Here is a 23,590-nt window from a genome sequence, read left to right as displayed (position 1 = left end):
CGGCGGCACGCCACGGCGCGGCGCGTCAGGCGTCGCGCGCGGCCGCGTCGGCGTGCGGGCGCGGCCACACGCGCCGGCGCCGCAGCGCCGACACCAGCATCCCGGCGATGAAGCCGCCGAGCGCCGTCAGCGTCAGCAGCAGGATGTGCGGCATCTCGACCGTGACCAGCAGGAAGTGCGTCTGCACCGGCGCACGGTTCTGCACGATCACGGTCAGCAGCGCGGCGACGAGCAGCAGCAGCACCGCCGGCCTGACGTAGCGGACGTTCATCGGGATCCTCCTGCATCGCAGCCACAATGGCACCCGGTATGACCTTCCGCGCCGCGCGAGGTTTCCGCGGGCGCAGGGCAGCGCTGCGGTGCGGATTGAACCCCGGCGCCGGCGACGGGTCGCATCCAACTTTGATGGACGACGAGGACCCCCCATGCAAATCCAGCTCAACACCGACAACCACGTGCACGGCGAGGCGTCGCTGGCGACCTGGGTCGAGTCCGAACTGAAGGACCGCCTCGCGCGCTTTCGCGACCACGTCACGCGCATCGAGGTGCACCTGAGCGACGTCAACGCCGCGCGCACCGACGGGCAGGACAAGCGCTGCAAGCTCGAGGCGCGCCTCGCCGGCCGCCAGCCGGTGGCCGTGCAGCACGACGCCGCCAAGGTGGCCGAGGCCGTGCACGGCGCGGCCGACAAGCTCGCGCGCCTGCTCGACACCACGCTCGGGCGCGCCAAGGATGCGAAGGGCCGCGAGTCGATCCGCGGCGCCTGAACGACGCCGCGCGCGCTGGCGCGCCCGCGCGCTCGCGGTGACCGCGGCGCTGGCCGCAGCGCTGGCCATGGCGCCCGCTGCCAACGCGCAGCCCGCGGCACCCGGCGCAGTGACGCCGCTGCCGGCACCGCGCACCGACGGTACCGTCGCCGTCGAGCGCACGCTGGCACAGCGGCGCTCGCTGCGCAGCTTCGCGCCGCGCCCGCTCGCGCTCGCCGACGCCGGCCAGCTGCTGTGGGCCGCGCAGGGCGTCAGCGACACCGCGCGGCAGCGGCGTACCGCGCCGTCGGCCGGCGCCACGTACCCGCTCGTGCTGTACCTCGTCGCCGGCCGCGTCGACGGCCTGCCGGCGGGCGTGCACCGCTACGAGCCGCCGGCGCACCGCCTCGCCGCGGTCGCCGGCGGCGACCTTCGCGCCGAGATCGCCACCGCCGCGCGCAGCCAGCGCTGGCTCGCCGTTGCACCGGCGCTCGTCGTGATCGCCGCGCAGCCGCAGCGCCCCGCGGCGCGCTACGGGACGCGCGCCGAACGCTACGTGGCGATCGAAGCCGGCGCCGCGGCGCAGAACCTGCTGCTGCAGGCCGTCGCGCTCGGGCTGGGCGGCACGGTGGTCGGCGCGTTCGACGAGGCCGCGCTGCGGCGCGCGGTGCCGCTGGGGGATGGCGAGTCGGTGCTCGCGATCGTGGCTGTGGGGCATCCGCGCTGAGCGCGGTGCGCGGGCCGTGACGGCATCACGGCACGTCGATCGGCCAGCGTCGGAGACGGCGCAACTCACTTGGCCAACGGACGCCCCGACGGCAGTCCCGGCCGCGAGCCGGATCGTCACACCCGCCACGACGCGCAAGGTCGCTCCGCCCGATGGCGACGACACCGGCCTACCCGGCGCACGTTTGCGTTGCAACCAAAACCGAACCAAAATGGAACCGCTTTGAGGTGCGCCACCATGCCGACCACATTGACCCTGAAGAACATTCCAGACGAGGTGTACGAGCGACTGAAGGCGTCGGCACAGGCTCACCGCCGCAGCCTCAACAGCGAGGCGATCGTGTGCCTGGAATCCGTATTGCTGCCTGAGCGCATGGCAGTCAGCGAGCGTCTGGCACGGGCTCGGGCGCTGCGTGCCGGGCTGCCGAAGGCGACGTTCCACGCCAACGAGATCGACGCCCACAAGCGCGAGGGGCGAGCGTGATCGTCGTCGACAGCAATGTCGTGGCGTACTTGTACCTGCCGGGCGAGCACACCGAGAAGGCGGAAGCGCTGCTGCAGCAGGACGCCGACTGGGCTGCGCCTTTGCTGTGGCGCAGCGAGTTCCGCAACATCCTCGCGGGCTACGTGCGGCGCAAGACCCTCACGTTCGAGGTCGCGCTCGAGCTGCAACGTGAGGCCGAGAGCCTGCTCGCTGGCGCCGAGCACGAGGTCGACTCACGCCTGGTGCTGGAACTCGTGCGAGACAGCGACTGCTCCGCGTACGACTGCGAGTTCGTGGCGCTGGCCATGACGCTGGGCGTGCCGCTGGTGACGATGGATGCCAAGCTTCTGAAGGCGTTTCCCGGGCACGCCGTGGCGCTTTCTGCTGACAAGAGCCCGAGCTGAGCCGGCGGTCGGTCGCGCAGCATCGCGCCCATATCCGGACCGTGGCGCACTGCCGCGATCCCGCCCGATCCCGCCCCCACGCCCGACCGCAGCATGGGCGTGACGTGCAACGTCACGCTGGATCAGATGGCGACGAGCCGCCGGCCGTGCGTGCCGTCACTCCGCCTTCACCCCCGCCCGCTTGATCACCGCCGCCCAGCGCGCGAGTTCGGCGCGCATCATCTGCGTCAGTTCCTCGGGCGTGGTCGGGATCGGCTCCATGCCCAGCGCCCTGAAGCGCTCGCGGAACTCGTCGGTGCGGATCAGCGACGTGATCTCGGCGTTCAGGCGCGCGATGATGGGCTGCGGCGTGCGCGCCGGCGCCATGATCGCGAACCAGCCGCTGACGTCGAAGCCCTTGAGGCCCGTCTCGTCGAGCGTCGGCACGCCGGGGGCGAGATCGGTGCGGTCCTTGCTCATCACGCCGATGACCTTCATGCGCCCGCCCTCGGTCTTGCCGAGCACGCTGGTGATGTCGGAGACGGCGAGCTGCGTCTCGCCGGCCATCACGGCGGTGATCGCCGGCGCGCTGCCGCGATACGGGATGTGGACGATGAAGGTCTCGCTCATCGACTTCATCAGCTCGCCGCCCAGGTGCATCGCGGTGCCGTTGCCGCCGCTGGCGAACGTCAGCCGGCCGGGCTGGCGGCGCGCGAGCGCGATCAGCTCGTCGGCACGGCTCACCGGCAGGTCGGCGTGGGCCACCAGCACGAACGGGATGCGCGCGAAGCCGGTGATCGGCGCCAGGTCGGCGAGCGGGTCGTAGCCCAGGTTGGGGTTCAGGCTGGGGCTGATCGTCAGGCCGCCGGCCGCAGCCAGCACGAGGGTGTAGCCGTCGGGCGCGGCCTTGGCCACCTGGCCCAGCGCGAGCGTGCCGCCGGCGCCGGGGCGGTTCTCGACGACCACCTGCTGGCCCAGCCGCTCGCCGAGCCGCGGCGCGAGCAGGCGCGCGGCCACGTCGCTGCTGCCCCCGGGCGGGAACGGCACCACCAGGCGGATCGGCCGGCTCGGCCAGCGCTCCTGCGCGCGCACCGCGGGCGCCAGCCCGGTGGCCAGCAGCGCCAGCGCCGCGGCGGTGGCGCGGCGGCGCGAGGGGTTCGTCACTTGGGTCATCGTCGTCTCCTCGTGTCGTGGCGGCCGTCGCTGTCGCAGGGTTGGGCGCGCGTCACAGCTTGAACAGCCGCTCGGCGTTCTCCTGGAAGAACATGCGCTTGACGTGCGGCGAAAGCGGCAGGCGGTCGCACATCGCGACTTCCTCGGGCACGTACTGGTACGGATAGTCCATCGCGTACATCAGCCGGTCCTGCCCGATGACGTGCTGCACGAAGGTGATGGCCGGCTCCCACGGCATGCCGCTGGTGGTGTACCAGACGTTCTCGCGCAGGTAGTCGCTGGGCTTCGTCTTCAGCGGCCGCGCGCCGGGGCTGCGGTCGTTGGCGACGATGCCGGCGTGCATGAAGTCGATGCGGTACAGCCAGTACGGCAACCCCTCGCCGCAGTGGCCGAGCACGAGCTTCAGGCGCGGAAAGCGGTCGAACACGCCGGCCACGATCAGGCGCAGCGCGTGCAGCCCGGTCTCGACCGCGAAGCCGTAGATCGCGGCGTCGAGGCAGCGCGGGATGAACGGTTGCGCCATCTGCGGCGACGGCGTGTTCGGGTGCAGGTACAGCGGCACGTCGAGCGCCTGGCAGGCCTCGAAGATCGGGTAGAACTTCTCGTCGTCGAGGTAGGTGCCCTGCGTGTGCGAGTTGACGATGACGCCCTTCAGGCCCAGGCGGTTCACGCCGCGCTCGATCTCCTTGGCGGCCGCCTCGGGTGCGTGCGGCGCGATCGCGGCCAGCCCGGCGAAGCGCGTCGGGTGCCTGCGGATCGCGTCGGCCAACTGGTCGTTCGACGCCGCGGCGAGGTCGGTGGCGGTGGCGGCGTCGAACAGCTGCACGCCGGGGCACGTGAGCGACAGGATCGCGCGGTCGATGCCGGCGGCGTCCATGTCGGCGATGCGCCGCGCGTCGAGGTCCTGCAGGCGCTCGTACAGGTCGCGCGCGCGCTGCGTGGTGCTCTTGCCGAAGAAGCCCCACAGGCTCTGGAAGCCGGGGTCGTGGTGCGTGCCCTCGTCGAGCAGCCTGACGTAGCGCTGCAGGATCTCGGTGGGCGCCCAGGCCTCTTCGGTGGCGATGCGCTGGTAGCCCCGCGTCGCGGCGTCGATCATCGCTGCGTCCTCTTCGGTGTTCGTCGGTGCGCCGTTGCGACGCAACGGCCACGGCAGTGTTTCAACGGTCATCGGCACGGTCAACGCGGGCATTCCCGCGTCGCGCGCCCGCTGCCGGCGACGGCGCGGCATCGACGCATCCCTTGACCAGGCTCAAACCCGCTTGCGCAGGGGCCGGGATGATGACGTCCGCGAGGGTGCACTGCCGCGTGCGATGCGCCCACACAGCGAGGAGACCGTGATGACTGCCGCCGAGGCCGCGGCGGGCACCGCCCGTCCGCCCCGTATCGTCAAGACGCCGGGCGCGCTCGCGCCCGTGCCCCACCTGCTCGACCACGCCGCGACGTGCGCGGCGTTCCGCTGGGACGACGCGCGCGCGCTGCTCGACGGCCTGCCCGCCGGCGGGCTCAACATCGCGCACGAGGCGGTCGACCGCCACGTCGCGCACAACCGCGGCGGCAAGACGGCGATCCGCTGGCTGGGCAAGAGTGGCGCGCGGCGCGAGTTCAGCTACGCCGACCTCGCCGCAGGCACCAGCCGCTTCGCCAACGCGCTCGGCGCGCTCGGCGTGCAGCCCGGCGAGCGCGTGTTCGTGCTGATGGGGCGGCTGCCCGAGCTGTACCTCGCGGTGCTCGGCGCGCTGAAGGCGCGCTGTGTCGTGAGCCCACTGTTCTCGGCCTTCGGTCCCGAGCCGATCGCCACGCGCTGCGAGATGGGCGACGCGCGCGTGCTGGTGACGACGCCCGAGCTGTACCAGCGCAAGGTCAAGGGCCTGCGCGAGCGGCTGCCGGGGCTCAAGCACGTGATCCTCGTCGGCGACGCGGTCGACGAAGCGGGCACCGTGCGCTGGGCCGACGTCGTCGACCCCGCGTCGCTCGACTTCACGATCGGCGCGACCGACCCCGAGACGATGTCGCTGCTGCACTTCACGAGCGGCACCACGGGCCGCCCGAAGGGCGCGATCCACGTGCACGAGGCCGTCGTGATGCACGCGATGACGGCACGCTACGCGCTCGACCTGCACGACGACGACGTGTTCTGGTGCACCGCCGACCCCGGCTGGGTCACCGGCACGAGCTACGGCATCGTCGCGCCGCTGGTCAGCGGCGTGACCAACGTCGTCGTGGAGGCCGAGTTCGACGCGCCGACCTGGTACTCGGTGCTGCAGGACGAGCGCGTGACGGTGTGGTACACGGCACCGACCGCGATCCGCATGATGATGCGGCTGGGCGCCGACTCGCTGCGCGGCTACGACCTGTCGGCGCTGCGCTTCATGGCCAGCGTCGGCGAGCCGCTGAACCCCGAGGCCGTGTGGTGGGGCCTCGACGCGTTCGGCAAGACCTTCCACGACAACTGGTGGCAGACCGAGACCGGCGGCATCATGGTGTCGAACTACGCGGCGATGGACATCAAGCCCGGGTCGATGGGCAAGCCGCTGCCGGGCATCACGGCCGCGATCGCGCGGCGCACGTCCGAGGGTCGCGTCGAGCTGATCGACGCGCCCGACACCGAAGGCGAGCTGGTGCTGAAGACGCCGTGGCCGTCGATGATGCGCGGCTACCTGCACGAGGAGGAGCGCTACCGCAAGTGCTTCGCCGACGGCTGGTACTTCACCGGCGACCTCGCGAAGCGCGACGCCGACGGCTACTACTGGTTCGTCGGCCGCGCCGACGACGTGATCAAGTCGGCCGGCCACCTGATCGGCCCGTTCGAGGTCGAGAGCGCGCTGATGGAGCACCCGGCCGTCGCCGAGGCCGGCGTGATCGGCATCCCCGACCCGACGGTGGGCGAAGTCGTGAAGGCCTACGTGGCCTTGAAGCCCGGGTTCGAGCCGAGCGAGGCGCTGAACCGCGAACTGCTCGGCCACGCGCGCAAGCGCCTCGGCGCCGCGGTGGCGCCGAAGGCGATCGAGTTCCGCAGCAACCTGCCGAAGACGCGCAGCGGCAAGATCATGCGGCGCCTCTTGAAGGCGCGCGAGCTCGGGCTGCCCGAGGGGGATTTGTCGACGCTCGAGAGCGACGAGAAGCGATGAGCAAGGCCGTGTTGCGGCGAACGCGAGCGGGCCGGGCGCCGGGCCGCCCCAAGCTGGCCGACCCCTCGGGGGGCCGGGCACCGGACCCGGTGACCGGGGGGTTCCAATGACCGACAAGATCCACCTCGACCGCGCGCACCTGCACCACCTGTGGCGGCAGATGCTGCGCATCCGCCGCTTCGAGGCCAAGTGCGTCGAGCTCTATCAGGCGCAGAAGATCCGCGGCTTCCTGCACCTGTACGACGGCGAGGAGGCGGTGGCGGTCGGCGTCGCCGCCGCGATGGACCCCGCGCGCGACGCCGTGGTGGCCACGTACCGCGAGCACGGCCAGGCGCTCGCGTGGGGCGTGCCGATGCCCGCGCTGATGGCCGAGATGCTCGGCAAGGCCGAGGGCTGCTGCCGCGGCCGCGGCGGCTCGATGCACCTGTTCAGCCGCGCGCACCGCTTCTACGGCGGCAACGCGATCGTCGGCGGCGGGCTGCCGCTCGCGGCCGGCATCGCGATGGCCGACCAGCGGCTCGGCCGCGGTGCCGTCACCGCCTGCTTCTTCGGCGAAGGCGCGGTCGGCGAAGGCGTGTTCCACGAGACGATGAACCTCGCCGAGCTGTGGCGGCTGCCGGTGCTGTTCGTCTGCGAGAACAACCTCTACGCGATGGGCGTGCCGCTCGAAGACAGCGAGGTCGAGACCGACATCTGGCGCAAGGCGAAGGCGTACCGGATGCCCGCCGAACAGGTCGACGGCATGGACCCGGTGAAGGTCGAGGCCGCGGCGCGGCGCGCGGTGGCGCAGGTCCGCGACGGTCAGGGCCCGTACTTTCTCGAGGTGCGCACGTACCGCTTCCGCGCGCACTCGATGTTCGACACGCAGGCCTACCGCACGCGCGACGAGATCGAGGGCTGGAAGCACCTCGACCCGATCGAGCGGCTGCGCGCGTGGATGGTCGCCAACCACCAGCTGAGCGACGCCGAGGCGCAGGCGATCGAGGCCGACGTCGCGGCCGAGATCGACGCCGCCGTCGCGTTCGCCGAGGCCGGCACGCTCGAGCCGGTCGACGAGCTCGAGCGCTTCGTGCTGATGGATAGGGTCGTGCAGGAGGAGCAGGCATGACCGCCCCGCTGCGCATGACGTACCGCGAAGCGTGCAAGCAGGCGATCCGCGACGCGCTGAAGGCCGACCCGCGCACCTTCGTGATGGGCGAAGACGTCGGCAAGTACGGCGGCTGCTACGCAGTCACCAAGGGCCTGCTCGAGGAGTTCGGCCCCGAGCGCATCGTCGACACGCCGCTGGCCGAAAACGGCTTCACGGGGCTGGCGATCGGCGCCGCGATCGCGGGGCTGCGGCCGCTGCTCGAGATCATGACCTGCAACTTCAGCCTGCTCGCGCTAGACCAGATCATGAACAACGCGGCGACGCTGCCGCACATGACGGGCGGCCAGTTCGCGGTGCCGCTCGTGATCCGCATGGCCACCGGCGGCGGGCGGCAGCTTGCGGCGCAGCACTCGCACAGCCTCGAGGGCTGGTACGCGCACATCCCGGGGCTCAAGGTCGCGGTGCCGGGCACGGTGGAAGACGCGCGCTTCATGCTCGCCGCCGCGCTCGCCGACCCGAACCCGGTGCTGATCTTCGAGCACATCGTGCTCTACAACGCCGAGGGCGAGCTCGACCCCGCCATCACCGCCGTCGACCTCGAGCACGCCAAGGTGCGCCGGCCGGGGCGCGACGTCACGCTCGTGACCTACGGCAACAGCCTGCCGAAGTGCCTGGCCGCCGCCGGCGCGCTGGCGAAAGACGGCATCGACACCGAAGTGATCGACCTGCGCATGCTGCGCCCGCTGGACATGCCCACCGTCGTCGCGTCGGTGCAGCGCACGCGGCGCGTCGTGATCGTCGACGAGGGCTGGAAGAGCGGCTCGATCTCGGCCGAGATCGCCGCGCGGCTGGCCGAGGATGCGCTCTACGAACTCGACGCGCCGGTCAAGCGCGTGTGCAGCCGCGAAGTGCCGGTGCCTTACGCGGCGCACCTGGAAGACGCCGCGCTGCCGAGCGTCGAGCGCGTCGTCGCCGCGGTGCGCGCCGTCGTGCCGCGCAGGAGCTGAACATGGCCGACTTCACGATGCCCGCGCTCGGCGCCGACATGGAGACCGGCAAGGTCGTCGAGTGGCTCGTCAAGCCGGGCGACCGCGTCAAGCCCGGCGACGTGATCGCCGTCGTCGAGACGCACAAGGGCGCGATCGACGTCGAGTGCTTCCTCGACGGCGTGATCGACGACCTCGCGCCGCTGGGCGTCGACCTGCCGGTGGGTGCGGTGCTCGCGCACGTGCGCACGGCGGGCGAAGCATCTGCTGTCGCACCGGCCGTCGCACCGGCCGCCGCGCCGCCTATGGCCCCGCCCCCGGTCGCATCACCCGCGCCGCCTGCGGCGCCAGAGGCGGCGCCTGCAGCCGCTGCCGTGCGCGCCCCCGCCGCTGCACCCCCGCGCGAGGTGCCCGCAGCGCCAGCGCCCATCGCAGCCCCGCCGGCCGCGCCGGCGGCCACGCGCGGGAAGGTCAGCCCCGCAGCGCGCCGGCGCGCGGCCGAGCTCGGCATCGACGCCGATGCGTTGCACGGCACCGGCGTCGACGGCGCCGTGACGCTGGCCGACGTCGAGCTCGCCGCCGCGCAGCCGCGCGCGCGCCCCGCCCCGGCTCTGGCACCGACGGCACCGCCGCGCCCCTCGAAGGGCGGCTTCGACCCCGCGCTGATGCGCCAGGCCATCGCCGCCGCCATGGGCAAGTCCAAGCGCGAGATCCCGCACTACTACCTCGCGACGACGATCGACTTCGCCGCCGCGCAGGCCTGGCTCGACGCCTACAACGCCGAGCGCGACCCGGCAGAGCGCCTGCTGCCCGCGACGCTGCTGCTCAAGGCGACCGCGAAGGCGCTCGTCGAGGTGCCGCAGCTCAACGGCTTCTGGAAGCACGATGCGTTCGAGCCCGGCGCCGGCATCCACCTCGGCTGGGCGATCGCGCTGCGCGGCGGCGGGCTGGTGGCGCCGGCGATCCACGACGCCGACAAGAAGACGCTGCCCGAGCTGATGGCCGCGCTGCGCGACCTCGTGCAGCGCGCGCGCACCGGCGGCCTGCGCAGCGGCGAGCTGACGGACCCGACGATCACGATCACGAGCCTCGGCGACCGCGGCGCCGAGAGCGTGCTCGGCGTGATCTACCCGCCGCAGGTCGCGATCGTCGGCTTCGGCCGCATCGTCGTGCGGCCGTGGGTCGTCGACGGGCAGGTCATGCCACGGCCGCTGGTGACGACGACGCTGGCCGCCGACCACCGCGCGAGCGACGGCCACGTGGGTGGCCTGCTGCTCGCCGCGATCGACCGTGCGCTGCAGTCCCCCGAGACGCTGTAATCCGGAGCCCGACGATGACCGAATCCGAGATCCGCGCGCTGGCCGCCGAGGCGCTGGCCGGCATCGCGCCCGAGGCCGACCTGTCGACGGTCGGCGACACCGAAGACCTGCGCGAGGCGCTCGACCTCGACTCGATGGACTTCCTGAACTTCGTGATCGCGCTGGCGCAGAAGACCGGCCGCAAGATCCCCGAGGCCGACACCTCGAAGCTGTTCACGATGAAAGGCCTGATCGGCTACCTGTCGGCCTGAGCGCGCGTCACGGCACGACGGCGGTGCCGGGCGCCTCGGGGTCGAGCGCCTGCGCGATCGCGTCGCAGTGCACGATGCGCGCCGCGCGGCCGGTGGCTTCGGCGTAGTCGGCTGCACTCTCGACCTTCGGGCCCATCGAGCCAGCGCCGAGCGTGCCGCGGGCCAGCAGCGCGTGCGCCTCGGCCACCGTCAGCCGCGGCCACACGCGCGCGTGCGGCGTGCCGTGATCGTCTTCGACACCGGCGACGTCGGTCGCGAAGACGAGCCCCTGCGCGTCAAGCGCGATCGCGAGCCGCGCCGCGACGCGGTCCTTGTCGATCACGGCGGCCAGCGGCCCGGCAGCCCCGAGCGCGACACCCCCGCCGCCACCGGCGACGACGTGGTGGCGCGCGAGCAGCGTCGCGACCGCGTCGTGCTCGACGACGGCCAGCGGCTGCGGCGACGCGACGACGCGCCGCCAGCCGCCGCCCACCGCGACTGCGGGCACGCGAGCGGGCGGCGTCGCGAGCACCGGGCCGATCGGCTTCGTCGGCTGCGCGAACGCGGGGTCGGCGGCGTCGACCGTGACGCGCGTGACGACGGCCACCGCCGGCTGGCCGGTCGCGCGGCCGATCGCGTCGGCGAGCAGGTAGCCGAGTTCGCCTTGCGTCTGCGCGACGGCGATGTCGAGGTCGGCGGTGTCGGCGTCGTGGCGCAGCAACCGGCCGACCTGCGGCCCGTTGCCGTGCACGACGAGCAGCCGCCAGCGCTGCGCTGCGAGCGCGGCGAGGCCACGCGCAGCTGCGGCGATCGACGCGCGCTCGATGGCGTAGGTCTGCGCGCCGCCCGGTGGGCTCAGCGCATTGCCGCCGAGCGCGACGACGAGCAGCGGCTCAGCCACAGGCGTCGAGCCGCTGGCGCACGAGCTCGGCCAGCGTCGGCGTGCCGGCGTCGGCGTATGCGTAGCGCGCGCGCACGATGGGCTTCGCGAAACCGCCGAGCCGTGCGAGGTCGATCGGCGTGGCGGCGAGCACGACGTCGGCCGCGCTCGCGTTGACGGTCGCACGCAGGTCGTCGAGCTGCGCCGCGCCGTAGCCGAGCGCCGGCAGCACCGGCCCGATGTGCGGGTACTGCGCATACGCGGCGGCGATCGAAGGCGCCGCACTCGCGCGCGGGTCGACGATCTGCGCGCCGTCGATCGCACGCAGCGCCGCGAGCCCGGCGCCGTGCGGCATGCCGCCGTGCGTGATCGTCGGCCCGTCTTCGACGACGAGCACGCGCCGGCCGGTGAGCGCGCGCGCGTCGTCGACGCGCACCGGCGACGCGGCGCGCACCACCGGCACGCCGGGCACGAGCTGCGCGAGCGCGCGCTCGAGCCGCTCAACATTGGCCGGCGGCGCCGCATCGACCTTGTTGACGACGACGACGTCGGCCATGCGCAGCACGGCCTCGCCGGGGTGGTGCGTCGCGAGCTGGTCGGGGCGCAGCGCGTCGCAGACGACGACGTGCACCGTCGGCGCGAAGAACGGGAAGTCGTTGTTGCCGCCGTCCCAGACGATCACGTCGACGTCGCGCTCGGCCGCTTCGAGCACGCGCGCGTAGTCGACGCCGGCATACACCGCGTGGCCGGCCTGCAGGTGCGGCTCATACTCCTCGCGCTCCTCGAGCGTGCACTGCGCGGCGTCGAGGTCGGCCAGCGCGTGGAAGGCCTGCACGCGCTGGCGCACCAGGTGGCCGTACGGCATCGGGTGGCGCACGACGGCCACGCGCCGGCCGCTGGCCTTCAGCGCCGCGGCGAGGTGGCGTGCCGTCTGCGACTTGCCGCAGCCGGTGCGCACCGCCGACACCGCGACGACCGGCTTCGTCGCATGCAGCATCGTCGCGCGCGGACCGGCCAGCACGAAGTCGGCCCCGGCGGCCAGTGCGCGCGACGCGAGGTGCATCACGTGGGCATGCTCGACGTCGCTGTAGGCGAAGACGACGACGTCGACCGCCTCGCGGCGCACCAGCGCGTCGAGCTCGGTCTCGGGCACGATCGCGATGCCGTCGGGGTAGCGCGCGCCGGCGAGCGCGGCCGGGTAGCGGCGCGCGTCGATGCCCGGGATCTGCGTCGCAGTGAACGCGACGACGTGCGAGCCCGGGTCGTCGCGGTAGACGGTGTGGAAGACGTGAAAGTCGCGCCCGGCGGCGCCGCAGATCACGATGCGCTTCATGGCCCGGTGTCCTGCGCCGCATCGTAGCGGCAGCGCGCCGCGCAGGCGCAGACGACGCTAGAACGCGCCGAACAGTGTCGCCAGCGTCACGACGAGGACGAGCGCCGCGATCGGGAACGCGACCGCGACCATGAAGATGTCCTTGTACGCCTGGCGGTGCGTGAGCCCGCAGATGCCCAGCAGCGTCACGACGGCGCCGTTGTGCGGCAGGCTGTCGAGGCCGCCGGTGGCCACCGTCGTCACGCGGTGCAGCACCTCGGGCGCGATGCCGGCGGCCTGCGCCGCCTCGACGTACTGCGCGTACTGCGCGCCGAGCGCCTGCAGCGCGATGCTCATGCCGCCCGAGGCCGAGCCGGTGATGCCGGCGAGCAGGTTGACCGACAGCGCGAGCGACACGAGCGGGTTGCCGCCGCCCAGGCCCTCGACGAAGCCCACGAGCAGCTCGAACGCCGGCAGCGCCGCGATCACGGCGCCGAAGCCGACGAGACTCGCGGTGTTGAAGATCGGCATCACCGACGCGTTGGCGCCGTCGTCGAGCGTGCGCTTGAGGTCGGCGAAGCGGCGCCAGCACAGCGCGACGAGCAGCCCGCCGGCCACCGTCAGCGAGCCGATGATCGCCCACACGCCGCGCACGCTGTCGATCGTCGTCGCGCCGAAGTGCGGTTCGGCGAGGAACGAGGTGTCGAGCGCCGGGATGACGTGCGCGCTGAACAGGTAGTTCAGCACGATCACGACGACGATCGGCGCCAGCGCGAGCGCGAACGGCGGCAGCCCGCGCGGCGGCGCCTCGGGCGCGATCAGCGCGGCGTCGAAGCCGGCGCCGGCGCTGCGCTCGCGCTGGTCCCTGTCGAACGCGGGCGGGCGGTCGTCGTGCGCGCCGTAGCCCTCGCCGGCGGCCTTCGCGCGCGCGGCCTGGCGCGCGAGCCAGGCCTGGCCGAGGCCGAACATCACCGCGGCGGCGACGAGGCCGAGCCCGGGCGCCGCGAACGGCGTCGTGCCGAAGAACGGCATCGGGATCGCGTTCTGGATCGCCGGCGTGCCGGGCAGCGCCGTCATCGTGAACGTGAAGGCGCCGAGCGCGATCGTCGCCGGGATCAGCCGCTTGGGGATGTCGGCCTGGCGGAACAGCGCGACCGCGATCGGGTAGACCGCGAACGCGACGACGAACAGCGACACGCCGCCGTAGGTGAGCACCGCGCACGCGAGCACGACGGCGAGGATCGCGCGCTGCCCGCCGAGGCGGCGCACGATGCCCTGCGCGATCGCCTCGGCGGCGCCGCTGTCGTCCATCAGCTTGCCGAACACCGCGCCGAGCAGGAACAGCGGGAAGAACTGCACGACGAAGGCACCGGCCGCGGGCATGAAGACCTGCGTGTAGCTGGCCATCAGCGGCGTGTCGGCGGCGAACGCGACCGCCACCAGCGCCATCAGCGGACCGAGCAGCAGCACGCTGACGCCGCGGTACGCGAGCCAGATCAGCGCGCCGAGCGCGAGCAGCACGCCGGCCAGGCCGATCACGCGCCGCCCTCCTTGCCGCAGCGGCGCGTCGCGATCGCGCCGGCGGGCTTGACGCTGTCCTCGAGCAGCCAGCCGAGGTCGAAGGTCGAGCGCACGCCAAGGTCGGCCTTGTGGCGGGCGCAGCCAGTGGTCGGTGCGTGCGCGGCCGAGGTCACGCAGGTGGCACAGGTACGCCCACTCGGCGTTGAGCTTGCTCGACGGCTCGAGCGCGACGAGATCCTCGTCGCCGTGGATGCGGTGCAGCCGCATGTCGCGCCAGCGCTCGTCCTCGATGCCCTCGGCCTCGATGCGGTCGCGCAGCAGCTCGATCGCGCGCAATTCCTTCAGCAGCGCGGCATTGAACGTGATCTCGTTGAGGCGGTCGATGATCTGGCGCGCGCTGCGCGGCAGCTCGGGCCGGTAGAAGGGGTTGATCTGCACCAGCACGAGGTCGCGCGCGGCGCACTCGTCGACGAGCGGGAACAGCGCCGGGTTGCCGGTGAAGCCGCCGTCCCAGTACGCCTCGCCGCCGATCTCGACGGCCCGGAACATCAGCGGCAGGCACGCCGACGCCATCACGGCGTCGACGGTGATCTCGCCGCGGCGGAAGATGCGTGGCCGGCCGGTGCGCACGTTGGTCGCGGTGACGAACAGCTGCACCGCGGTGCAGCGGTTGACGCGATCGAAGTCGACAGTGGCGGCGACGAGGTCACGCAGCGGGTTCAGGTTCAGCGGGTTGAGCTCGTACGGCGAGAACACGCGCGTCAGGTGGTCCATCAGGACGTAGCCGGGCGAGTTCGCGAGGCTCCAGTGGCCGCTGAGGCGGTCCCACAGGCTGCGCTGGATCGGGCTCGCGAGCGCAGCATCGCTGACCGCCTTCCAGAAGCGCGCGAGCGCGGCGCGCGCCGCCTCGGGCCCGCCCGCCTCGAGGCCGTCGGCGAGCACGACGGCATTCATCGCGCCGGCGCTGGTGCCGCTGACGCCGTCGATGTGCAGGTCGGGCTCCTCGAGCAATCGGTCGAGCACACCCCAGGTCAGCGCGCCGTGCGCGCCGCCACCCTGCAGTGCGAGATCGATCGTCTTGGCGGTGCTGCCCATGGCCGAGTCGCCCCGCCGCCAGCACCGCGCGCCGGACCGCGAAACCGATGATTGCTGCGCCGCAGCATAGCAGCCACGCGACGCCGGCCGCCCCGCAAGGTCTTGGCGACCCCGCGGCGCCAAGGCGAAACGACAGCCGCGGGGACGCCGTTGCCGCGCCGTCAGTGCGACATCAGCACCGGCACCGTCATCGACTGCAACAGCGTGCGCGTGACGCCGCCGAGCAGCAGTTCCCACGCCCGGCTGTGGCCGTAGCCGCCCATCACGATCAGGTCGGCGTCGACATCGGCCGCGTGCGACAGCAGCGCCTCGGCCACCGGCGCGTCGGGCGTCCACGGGCGGCGCATGCGCTCGGCCACCGTCGGCTCGCGCGTGACGAAGACGTGGCCGCTGGCCTCGACGCCGTGGCGCTTCAGGTGCGCGACGACGGCGTCGAGCGACTCGGGCGGCCCCATCTCGTCGCCGGCCGCGGCGTGCGTGAAGCTCACCACCTCGACGCGCTGCGCACGCTTGAGCAGCGGCAGCGCGTCGCGCAGCGCCTGCGCACTCTCGCGCTTGTCGGACCACGCGACGAGCACGCGCTGGCCGCAGCTCGCGTGCCCGCCGGCCAGCCCCGTGCCCCATTCGACGTAGGGCACGAACAGCAGCGGGCAGCCCGCGCCCATCATCAGCCGCCCGTGCATCGCTGCACCGCAGCCGTCGGGGGTCTTCGGGTCGTGCTGGCCGAGCACGACGAGGTCGGCGGTGTGCGCCTCGTGCAGCAACGCCACGAGCGGGTCGCCGCGCGCGATCGACAGCGGCAGCGCGACGCCGGCGTCGCGCGCAGCGGCCTCGACGAGCGCGGTGGCGGCGTCGCGGCGCGCCTGCTCGGCCTCGAGCGTCATCTGCGCCGCGATCGTCGACGCCTCGGGCGTCAGGTAGGCCCCCGGCGGCGGCGGCTCGACGGCATACAGCGCCGACAACTCGGCACCGTGCTCGGCGGCCAGCCGCGCGGCCAGCAGCAGCACCTCGCGCGAGCGGGGGCTGTCATTGACATGGACCAGAATGCGGCGGATGTCGCTCATCGTCGTCTCCTGCAAGGCTGCGTCGGCCCATGTTAGTCGCTGACGGCCCCACGGCCCGATGACGCCCCCGCCTGCGACACCGACGCCGACGCCCGGCTCGCCCTGGCACGCGCTCGACGCGGCCGACGTGGCCGCGCGCCTGGGCACCGACCCCGAGCGTGGGCTCGCCGACGACGAGGCCGCGCGCCGGCTGCAGGCGCACGGGCCGAACGCGCTGCCCGAGCCGCCGCGGCGCTCGGCGCTCGCGCTGTTCGCGCGCCAGTTCAAGAGCCCGCTGATCTACCTGCTGTTCGTCGCGGCCGCGCTGGCCACGGTGCTCGGCCACCTCGGCGACGCCGGCGTGATCCTCGTCGTCGTCATCGCCAACGCGCTGATCGGCGCACTGCAGGAAGGCCGCGCCGAACACTCGATGGCCGCGCTGCGGCGGCTGGCCGAGCTGCAGGCGCGCGTGCGTCGCGGCGGCGCCGAGCGCGTGCTGCCGGCGCGCGAGCTGGTGCCCGGCGACGTGCTGCTGCTGGCCGCCGGCGATGCCGTCGGCGCCGACGCGCGGCTGCTCGATGCCCAGCAGCTGCAGGTGGCCGAAGCCGCGCTGACCGGCGAGTCGGCACCGGTGGCCAAGCTCGCCGACGCGCTGCCGGCGGCCACCGCGCTGGCCGACCGCTGCGACATGGTCTACGCCGGCACGCACGTCACCGCCGGGCGCGCGCTTGCCGTCGTCGTGGCCACCGGCAGCGCGACCGAGGTCGGCCGCATCGCCGAGCTGACACAGCGCGCCGTCGAGCCGCCGACGCCGCTGGAGCGACGCATCGAGCGCTTCGGGCGCACGCTCGTCGCCGCGGCGCTGGTGCTGTTCGTCGTCGTCGTCGCGCTGGGCGTCGTGCGCGGCGTGCCGCTGGCCGAGCTGCTGATGGTGGCGATCAGCCAGATGGTGTCGGTGGTGCCCGAGGGGCTGCCGGTGGCGATGACGATCGCGCTGGCGGTGGGCATGCAGCGCATGGCCGCACGCGGCGCGATCATCCGCCGGCTCGCCGCCGTCGAGACGCTGGGCTCGACGACGGTGATCTGCGCCGACAAGACCGGCACGCTGACGCGCAACGAGATGACGGTCACCGCGCTGTGGCTGCCCGACGGGCGCGACATCGCCGTCAGCGGCAGCGGCTACCGGCCCGAAGGCGCGTTCACCGCGGCCGACGGCCGCGCGTGCGATGCGCGCGACCCGGCGCTCGCTGCGCTGCTGCGCGCCGTCGCGCTGAACAACGACGCACGGCTCGTACCGCCGGGCGAGGGCCGCGCCGGCTGGAGCGTGATCGGCGACCCGACTGAGGGCGCGCTGCTCGTCGCCGCGGCCAAGGCCGGCATCGACCTCGACGCGCTGCGCACCAGCGCTGCGCGCGAGGCCGAGCTGCCGTTCGACCCGGCGGCGCAGCTGATGGCCACGCGCCACCGGCTGCCCGGCGCGCCGCGCACCGTGTTCGTCAAGGGCAGCCCTGAAGCCGTGCTGCGCCTCGTCGCCGACGCCGCACAGCGCGACGCGGCGCGCGCGGCCGCCGAGGCGATGGCCGCGCGCGCGCTGCGCGTGCTCGCGGTGGCGCGCGTCGACGACGACGCGCTCGACGCCGACGGCGGCTTCGGCGCGCTGGCCGGGCGCGCGCACCTGCTCGGGCTGGTCGGCGAGATCGACCCGCCGCGCGAGGAAGCCCGCGCCGCGGTGGCCGCGTGCCGCAGCGCCGGCATCCGGCCGGTGATGATCACCGGCGACCACAAGCTCACCGGCCTGGCGATCGCGCGCGAGCTGGACATCGCGCGCGACGGCGACGTCGCGCTCGACGGCGTCGAGCTCGAGCGCATGGGCGATGCCGAGCTCGCCGCGGCGCTCGACCGCGTGGCCGTGTTCGCGCGCGTGGTGCCGGCGCAGAAGCTGCGCATCGTCGAGGCGCTGCAGGCGCGCGGCGACGTCGTCGCGATGACCGGCGACGGCGTCAACGACGCGCCGGCGCTCGCGCGCGCCGACGTCGGCGTCGCGATGGGCATCACCGGCACCGAGGTTGCGAAGAGTGCGGCCAAGGTCGTCGTCACCGACGACAACTTTGCGACCATCGTCGGCGCCGTCGAACAGGGCCGCCTCGTCTACGCGAACCTGAAGAAGGTCATCCTGTACCTGTTCGCGACCTCGGTCGACGAAGTCGTCGTGCTGCTGCTGGCGCTGTTCGCCGGGCTGCCGCTGCCGCTGCAGGCGGTGCAGATCCTGTGGATCAACATCGTCACCGAGGCGACGCTGACGGTGAACCTCGTGATGGAGCCGCTGCACGGGCGCGAGATGCAGCGCCCGCCGGTGCCGCGCGACGACCGCCTCGTCGACCGCGAGATGCTCGCGCGCATCGTGCTGATGGCCAGCGCCGCCGTGGCGGCGACCTTCGGCTGGTTCGCGTGGCGGCTCGCGACCGGCGCGCCCGTCGACGTCGTGCGCACCGAGACCTTCACCGTGCTCGCGATGTGTCAGTGGTTCAACGTCGTCAACTGCCAGTCGGCCACGCAGACCTCGCTCGGTGGTGCGCTGCTGCGCAACCGCTGGCTCGCCGGCGGGCTGCTGCTGAGCGTGGCGCTGCAGTGGGCCGTCGTCTACACGGCGCCGATGAACGCGCTGTTCCACACCGTGCCGATCCCCCCGGCCGACCTGGTGCCGATGGTCGCCGCCGCGAGCCTGGTGCTGTGGGTCGAGGAGGCACGCAAGCTCGTTCGGCGACGCCGGCGATAAAGCCCGGCCCGGCGAGGGGTTCATGAAACTGTCATGAGGCGCCGAGAACACTGCCAGCTTTGTCTCGATCCGATGGAGCCCTCGATGAAACGTCGTCTCTTCGTCACCGTCGCCTTCGCGGCCCTGCTGCCGGCGCTCGCCTTCGCGATGGACCCCCGCTACAAGGACGCCGACGGCGACCTCGTCGCCGACCCGCCAACCAACCCGGCCGAGTTCGTCGACCCGCCGGTGCTCGTGTTCTCGTACACGCCGGTCGAGGACCCGGCCGTCTACGCCAAGGTGTGGGACGGCTTCGTGCAGCACCTGGCCAAGGTCACCGGCAAGCGGGTGCAGTTCTTCCCGGTGCAGAGCAACGCGGCGCAGATCGAGGCGATGCGCGCCGGCCGCCTGCACGTGGCCGGGTTCAACACCGGCTCGAACCCTCTGGCCGTCGCCTGCGCCGGCTTCGTCCCGTTCGCGATGATGGCGAGCAAGGACGGGCGCTTCGGCTACGAGATGGAGATCATCACGTACCCGGGCAGCGGCATCGAGAAGATCGAGGACATCCGCGGCAAGAAACTCGCGTTCAGCGCCGAGACCTCCAACTCGGGCTACAAGGCGCCGGCCGCACTGTTGCGCGACCAGTACAAGATGGAAGCCGGCAAGGACTACACGCCGGTGTTCAGCGGCAAGCACGACAACACCATCCTCGGTGTCGCGAACAAGGACTACCCGGCCGGTGCGATCGCCAACTCGGTGAAGGTGCGGATGGAAGCGCGCGGCGCGGTCAAGCCCGAGCAGACCAGGGTGATCTACAAGTCGCAGACCTTCCCGACCACGGGCTACGGCCACGTCTACAACCTCAAGCCCGAGCTCGCGGCCAAGGTCAAGGAAGCGTTCTTCTCGTTCGACTGGGAGGGCTCGGAACTGGCCAAGGAGTTCAACAAGTCCGAGCCGCCGCAGGAAAAGTTCATGCCGATCACCTACAAGCAGTACTGGCAGGTCGTGCGCGACATCGACAAGGCGATGGGCGTGAGCTACGCCTGCAAGTGAGGCCCGCAGCGTGCTCGCGATCGAAGGGCTGACCAAGCGCTACCCGACCGGCGACCTGGCGCTCAAGGGCGTGTCGCTCGCCGTCGGCGCCGGCGAGGTGCTCGGGCTGATCGGCCCGTCGGGTGCCGGCAAATCGACGCTGATCCGCTGCGTCAACCGCCTGGTCGAGCCCAGCGGCGGCGTGATCCGCCTCGACGGCGTCGACCTCGCGTCGCTGCGTGGCGCGAAGCTGCGCGCCGCGCGCCGGCGCATCGGCATGATCTTCCAGGAGTACGCGCTCGTCGAGCGGCTGACGGTGATGGAGAACCTGCTGTCGGGCCGGCTCGGCTACACCGGGTTCTGGGCGAGCTGGTTCCGGCGCTTTCCCGCCGCCGACGTCGCACGGGCGTTCGAGCTGCTCGAACGCGTGGGGCTGGCCGGCATGGAGAACAAGCGCGCCGACGCGCTGTCGGGCGGGCAGCGCCAGCGCGTGGGCATCGCGCGCGCGCTGATGCAGGACCCGAAGCTGCTGCTCGTCGACGAGCCGACCGCGAGCCTGGACCCGAAGACCTCGCGCCAGATCATGCGGCTGATCCTCGACCTGTGCCGCGAGCGCGGGCTGGCGGCGATCGTCAACATCCACGACGTCGTGCTCGCCACCGAGTTCCTGCCACGCATCGTCGGGCTGCGTGCCGGCGAGGTCGTCTACGACGGGCCAGCGGCGCAGGTCGACCAGGCCGTGCTCACGCGCATCTACGGCGACGAGGACTGGAGCGCGATCACGCAGCGCCTGCACGCGCAGCGCCGCACGCGCGGCGCGGCGCTCGACGCCGAGCTCGAGGCCGAGGCGGCATGACGGCACCGGCCACCGCGGCGGCGCGCGCCTGGCGCCGCCCGCCCTTCATCGCCGACGCCCGCTGGCGCTGGGCCTTGATCCTCGGGGCGCTGGCCTACCTCGTCGTCGGCGTCGGATCGCTCGAGGTCAACTGGACGCGCGTCGTGCAGGGGCTCGAGCGCGGCGCGGCCTTCGTCGCCGCCTTCGCGCAGCCCGACTTCACGTCGCGCTGGCCCGACATCCAGCGCGGCTTCGCCGAGAGCCTGACGATGACGGTGACCTCGACCGCGGTCGGCGTCCTGCTCTCGATCCCGGTGGCGGTCGGCGCGGCGACGAACCTCGCGCCGCGCTGGATCTACCTCGCGTGCCGCGCCTTCGTCGCGGTCGCGCGCACGCTCAACGAGATCATCGTCGCGATCCTGCTGGTGGCGATGTTCGGCTTCGGGCCCTTCGCCGGGTTCCTGACGCTGACCTTTGCGACGATCGGCTTCATGGCCAAGCTGCTCGCCGAGGACATCGAGGAGATCGACCCCGACCAGCTCGACGCGCTGCGCGCCACCGGCGCCACGTTCTGGCAGCGCCTGGACTACGGCGTGCTGTCGCAGGTCACGCCGCGCCTCGTCGGGCTGTCGATGTACCGGCTCGACATCAACTTCCGCGAGTCGGCGGTGATCGGCATCGTCGGTGCCGGCGGCGTCGGCGACACGCTGAACACGGCGATGGACCGCTACGAGTACGGGTCGGCCGCCGCGGTGATCCTCGTCATCATCGCCATCGTGATGGTGGCCGAGTACACCTCCGGCCTGCTGCGCCGGCGCATCCAATGAGCGCGTCGACCGCGGCGCACGCCGTCTGGCGCAAGCGCGCGCCGCGCGCCGAGCTGGCGATCTTTGCCGGCTGGGTGTTCGCGCTGGCGTTCGTCTCGTGGTGCTTCCAGGTCATGACGGCCGACACGATCTGGGCCTTCGTCACCGACGCGCCGAAGCAGGCGGCCGACATCGGCTCGCGCATGGTGCCGCCCGACTGGGCCTTCACGCGCGAGCTGCTGGCGCCGCTGTGGGAGACAGTCAACATCGCCACGCTGGGCACGCTGCTCGGCGTCGTGATCGCCACGCCGGTGGCCTTCCTCGCCGCGCGCAACACGACGCCGAGCGTGGCCGTCGTGCGGCCGCTGGCGCTGCTGGTGATCGTCGCGTCGCGCTCGATCAACTCGCTGATCTGGGCGCTGCTGCTGGTGGCGATCGTCGGCCCGGGGCCGTTGGCCGGCATCGTCGCGATCGCGCTGCGTTCGATCGGCTTCGTCGGCAAGCTGCTGTACGAGGCGATCGAGGAGATCGACGCCCGCCAGGTCGAGGCGGTCGAGGCCACCGGCGCGGCGCCGGCGCAGGTCATGGCCTACGGCATCGTGCCGCAGGTCGCGCCGACGCTGGCCGGCATCACGGTGTTCCGCTGGGACATCAACATCCGCGAGTCGACCGTACTCGGCCTGGTGGGCGCCGGCGGCATCGGCGTCAAGCTCGAGGCGGCGCTGGCCGTGCTGGCGTGGCCGAAGGTGACGATGCTGCTGATCGCCATCCTGGCCACCGTCGTCGTCAGCGAGTGGGTCTCGGCGCGCGTGCGGCGGCAGCTGATCTGAGCGCCGCCGGGGCCCTCAGCCGCCGTGGCGGGCGACGGAGGCGACGTTGAATGCGAACAGCGCCAGCAGGCCGAGGCTGACCCAGCCGACCGCGCGCAGCAGCCGCCGCTGCGGCCGGTAGTACAGGCCGACGATGGTCAGCCCCGTCATCGCCGCGGCGACGGTGGCCGTCGTCGCGTGCGCGATCGAGACCTCGGCCAGCAGCGACGCGCCGGGGTAGAAGATGTCGTCGATGGCGAGCACGGCGACGTTGAACAGGTTGCTGCCCAGCAGGTTGCCGATCGCGAGGTCGAGCGCGCCCAGGCGGATCGCCGCCACGGTGACCGCCATCTCGGGCAACGTCGTCACGAGGGCGACGAACACGGTGCCGACGAGACTGCCGCTCCAGCCCATCGCCTGCGCGACGTCACCGGCAGCGAACGGCAGCCGCGACCCGGCCACCAGCACGACGAGCGCCGCGACCGCGAAACGCACCGCGTGCACGCGCAGCCGCGCGCCCGCACCGCCGTCGGACCCGGCCGGTGGCGACGAGGCGCCGTCGCGCTCGTGCAGAAAGACCGTGCGCATCGCCACGACGTACAGTGCGAGCAGCACCGGCGTGGCCACGCCGAAGCCCGGCAGCACGGCGTCGAGCCCGCCCGTCGCGTCGCCCGCGCGGCGCTGCGCGTCGCCGAGCAGGATGGCGACCGTGACGACGCCGAACATCAGCACGCCGAACGCCGCGCCGAGGATGTGGCCCTGGCTCGCCTGCCGGTACAGCGGGTTGCCGCGCACGAGCAGGTCGACGACGGCGAGGAACGCGAGGTTGACCGCACACGCGCCGAGCGCGTTGCCCACCGCGATGTCCGGCGCCTGGGCCGCCGTCACCGCCGAAATGCCGCTGGCCAGCTCGGGCAGCGAGGTCACGCTGGCCACCAGCGTGACACCGATCCACGTGCGCGACAGAGCGAGCGCGTCGGCGATCGCGTCGGCCTCGCGGGTCAGCGTGTAGCCGGCGACGCCGATCACCAGCGCGAGCAAGACGAAGACCGCCCACGCGAGCGCGAGGCCGTTCATGCTTCGGCCGGGCGGGTGATGGCTGAAGTGCTGCACCCGTGTAGCGAACGCTCGGCGGCTGGCAGGCGCGTCATCCGGATAGGTTACCCTGCCCGATCGACGTGTCCCGCGACGCCGCCAACGCCAGCGCCGACCCGCATCGCAGCCCCCGGTCCGATCC

The 23,590-nt window shown here is 72.9% G+C and carries 22 protein-coding genes and 1 pseudogene; 14 read left to right on the top strand and 9 right to left on the bottom strand.

The genetic code is table 11. From position 1 onward, the window contains the following. Window positions 1–25: 25 nt before the first annotated feature. Window positions 26–271, bottom strand: a complete 246-nt coding sequence (locus DRV96_RS17960; protein WP_162910932.1) for a lipopolysaccharide assembly protein LapA domain-containing protein — start codon at window positions 269–271, stop codon at window positions 26–28. Window positions 272–425: 154 nt separating this feature from the next. Here DRV96_RS17960 and DRV96_RS03700 point away from each other — a divergent pair, with 154 nt between their 5' ends. The 4 genes from DRV96_RS03700 to DRV96_RS03685 all read left to right on the top strand — a co-directional run bounded on the left by DRV96_RS03700 (window position 426) and on the right by DRV96_RS03685 (window position 2,360). Then, a complete protein-coding gene (locus DRV96_RS03700) occupies window positions 426–767 on the top strand; it encodes an HPF/RaiA family ribosome-associated protein (protein ID WP_119287892.1) in 342 nt (113 codons plus the stop codon). A 67-nt stretch (window positions 768–834) separates the two neighbouring features. Then, window positions 835–1,473, top strand: coding sequence for a SagB/ThcOx family dehydrogenase (locus DRV96_RS03695; protein WP_119288115.1), 639 nt, complete (start codon window positions 835–837; stop codon window positions 1,471–1,473). Window positions 1,474–1,710: 237 nt separating this feature from the next. Continuing rightward, complete coding sequence (locus tag DRV96_RS03690; RefSeq protein ID WP_119287890.1) at window positions 1,711–1,956, top strand: FitA-like ribbon-helix-helix domain-containing protein; 246 nt, start codon at window positions 1,711–1,713, stop codon at window positions 1,954–1,956. Then, the gene (locus tag DRV96_RS03685) at window positions 1,953–2,360 is read left to right on the top strand and encodes a type II toxin-antitoxin system VapC family toxin (RefSeq protein WP_119287888.1); all 408 of its coding nucleotides are present in this window, start codon (window positions 1,953–1,955) and stop codon (window positions 2,358–2,360) included. Before DRV96_RS03690 ends, DRV96_RS03685 begins: the two co-directional genes overlap by 4 nt. Window positions 2,361–2,516: 156 nt before the next feature. On the opposite strand, the gene DRV96_RS03680 is transcribed toward DRV96_RS03685, so the two are convergent. Beyond that, a complete protein-coding gene (locus DRV96_RS03680) occupies window positions 2,517–3,512 on the bottom strand; it encodes a Bug family tripartite tricarboxylate transporter substrate binding protein (RefSeq protein WP_119287885.1) in 996 nt (331 codons plus the stop codon). 52 nt (window positions 3,513–3,564) lie between these two features. Then, window positions 3,565–4,608 carry an amidohydrolase family protein gene (locus DRV96_RS03675; protein WP_119287883.1) on the bottom strand — a complete coding sequence of 348 codons (1,044 nt, stop codon included), beginning with the start codon at window positions 4,606–4,608 and terminating at the stop codon, window positions 3,565–3,567. A gap of 241 nt (window positions 4,609–4,849) precedes the next feature. Here DRV96_RS03675 and acsA point away from each other — a divergent pair, with 241 nt between their 5' ends. From acsA to DRV96_RS03650, 5 genes are all read left to right on the top strand, one after another. Next, a complete protein-coding gene (acsA, locus tag DRV96_RS03670) occupies window positions 4,850–6,640 on the top strand; it encodes an acetate--CoA ligase (protein ID WP_119288113.1) in 1,791 nt (596 codons plus the stop codon). A gap of 106 nt (window positions 6,641–6,746) precedes the next feature. Further along, window positions 6,747–7,748 carry a pyruvate dehydrogenase (acetyl-transferring) E1 component subunit alpha gene (gene pdhA, locus DRV96_RS03665; RefSeq protein ID WP_119287881.1) on the top strand — a complete coding sequence of 334 codons (1,002 nt, stop codon included), beginning with the start codon at window positions 6,747–6,749 and terminating at the stop codon, window positions 7,746–7,748. Next, complete coding sequence (locus tag DRV96_RS03660) at window positions 7,745–8,737, top strand: alpha-ketoacid dehydrogenase subunit beta (protein ID WP_119287879.1); 993 nt, start codon at window positions 7,745–7,747, stop codon at window positions 8,735–8,737. Before pdhA ends, DRV96_RS03660 begins: the two co-directional genes overlap by 4 nt. Window positions 8,738–8,739: 2 nt before the next feature. Beyond that, the gene (locus DRV96_RS03655; RefSeq protein ID WP_119287876.1) at window positions 8,740–10,035 is read left to right on the top strand and encodes a dihydrolipoamide acetyltransferase family protein; all 1,296 of its coding nucleotides are present in this window, start codon (window positions 8,740–8,742) and stop codon (window positions 10,033–10,035) included. Window positions 10,036–10,049: 14 nt separating this feature from the next. After that, window positions 10,050–10,286, top strand: a complete 237-nt coding sequence (locus tag DRV96_RS03650; RefSeq protein ID WP_119287874.1) for an acyl carrier protein — start codon at window positions 10,050–10,052, stop codon at window positions 10,284–10,286. 7 nt (window positions 10,287–10,293) lie between these two features. On the opposite strand, the gene DRV96_RS03645 is transcribed toward DRV96_RS03650, so the two are convergent. The 5 genes and pseudogenes from DRV96_RS03645 to DRV96_RS03630 all read right to left on the bottom strand — a co-directional run bounded on the left by DRV96_RS03645 (window position 10,294) and on the right by DRV96_RS03630 (window position 16,137). After that, window positions 10,294–11,166 carry an amino acid kinase family protein gene (locus DRV96_RS03645; RefSeq protein WP_119287872.1) on the bottom strand — a complete coding sequence of 291 codons (873 nt, stop codon included), beginning with the start codon at window positions 11,164–11,166 and terminating at the stop codon, window positions 10,294–10,296. Further along, complete coding sequence (locus DRV96_RS03640; protein ID WP_119287870.1) at window positions 11,159–12,478, bottom strand: GTP-binding protein; 1,320 nt, start codon at window positions 12,476–12,478, stop codon at window positions 11,159–11,161. The genes DRV96_RS03645 and DRV96_RS03640 overlap by 8 nt, the downstream gene beginning before the upstream one ends. 57 nt (window positions 12,479–12,535) lie before the next feature. Continuing rightward, window positions 12,536–13,996, bottom strand: a complete 1,461-nt coding sequence (locus tag DRV96_RS18340; RefSeq protein ID WP_210756964.1) for a GntP family permease — start codon at window positions 13,994–13,996, stop codon at window positions 12,536–12,538. A gap of 528 nt (window positions 13,997–14,524) precedes the next feature. Next, window positions 14,525–15,073: pseudogene (locus DRV96_RS18525) on the bottom strand (patatin-like phospholipase family protein); the annotation flags it as partial. Window positions 15,074–15,234: 161 nt separating this feature from the next. Next, on the bottom strand, window positions 15,235–16,137 hold the full coding sequence (locus tag DRV96_RS03630) for a universal stress protein (RefSeq protein ID WP_119287865.1): 903 nt from the start codon (window positions 16,135–16,137) through the stop codon (window positions 15,235–15,237). Window positions 16,138–16,195: 58 nt separating this feature from the next. On the opposite strand from DRV96_RS03630, the gene DRV96_RS03625 reads away from it, so the two are divergent. From DRV96_RS03625 to phnE (DRV96_RS03605), 5 genes are all read left to right on the top strand, one after another. Next, complete coding sequence (locus DRV96_RS03625; protein WP_119287863.1) at window positions 16,196–18,892, top strand: cation-translocating P-type ATPase; 2,697 nt, start codon at window positions 16,196–16,198, stop codon at window positions 18,890–18,892. 84 nt (window positions 18,893–18,976) lie between these two features. After that, the gene (phnD, locus tag DRV96_RS03620) at window positions 18,977–19,924 is read left to right on the top strand and encodes a phosphate/phosphite/phosphonate ABC transporter substrate-binding protein (RefSeq protein ID WP_119288111.1); all 948 of its coding nucleotides are present in this window, start codon (window positions 18,977–18,979) and stop codon (window positions 19,922–19,924) included. A gap of 10 nt (window positions 19,925–19,934) precedes the next feature. Then, entirely contained in the window at window positions 19,935–20,759 is an 825-nt protein-coding gene (phnC, locus tag DRV96_RS03615) for a phosphonate ABC transporter ATP-binding protein (protein WP_119287861.1), read from the top strand. Next, entirely contained in the window at window positions 20,756–21,565 is an 810-nt protein-coding gene (gene phnE, locus DRV96_RS03610; RefSeq protein WP_119287859.1) for a phosphonate ABC transporter, permease protein PhnE, read from the top strand. Before phnC ends, phnE (DRV96_RS03610) begins: the two co-directional genes overlap by 4 nt. Beyond that, window positions 21,562–22,374 carry a phosphonate ABC transporter, permease protein PhnE gene (gene phnE, locus DRV96_RS03605; protein ID WP_119287857.1) on the top strand — a complete coding sequence of 271 codons (813 nt, stop codon included), beginning with the start codon at window positions 21,562–21,564 and terminating at the stop codon, window positions 22,372–22,374. Before phnE (DRV96_RS03610) ends, phnE (DRV96_RS03605) begins: the two co-directional genes overlap by 4 nt. A gap of 15 nt (window positions 22,375–22,389) precedes the next feature. On the opposite strand, the gene DRV96_RS03600 is transcribed toward phnE (DRV96_RS03605), so the two are convergent. Next, complete coding sequence (locus tag DRV96_RS03600; RefSeq protein WP_119287854.1) at window positions 22,390–23,430, bottom strand: sodium:calcium antiporter; 1,041 nt, start codon at window positions 23,428–23,430, stop codon at window positions 22,390–22,392. Window positions 23,431–23,590: the final 160 nt, after the last annotated feature.

This window comes from Azohydromonas sediminis (genome assembly GCF_003574675.1).
Classification (GTDB): Bacteria; Pseudomonadota; Gammaproteobacteria; order Burkholderiales; family Burkholderiaceae_C; genus Calidifontimicrobium; species Calidifontimicrobium sediminis.
This window is presented reverse-complemented; position numbering and strand designations above follow the sequence as displayed.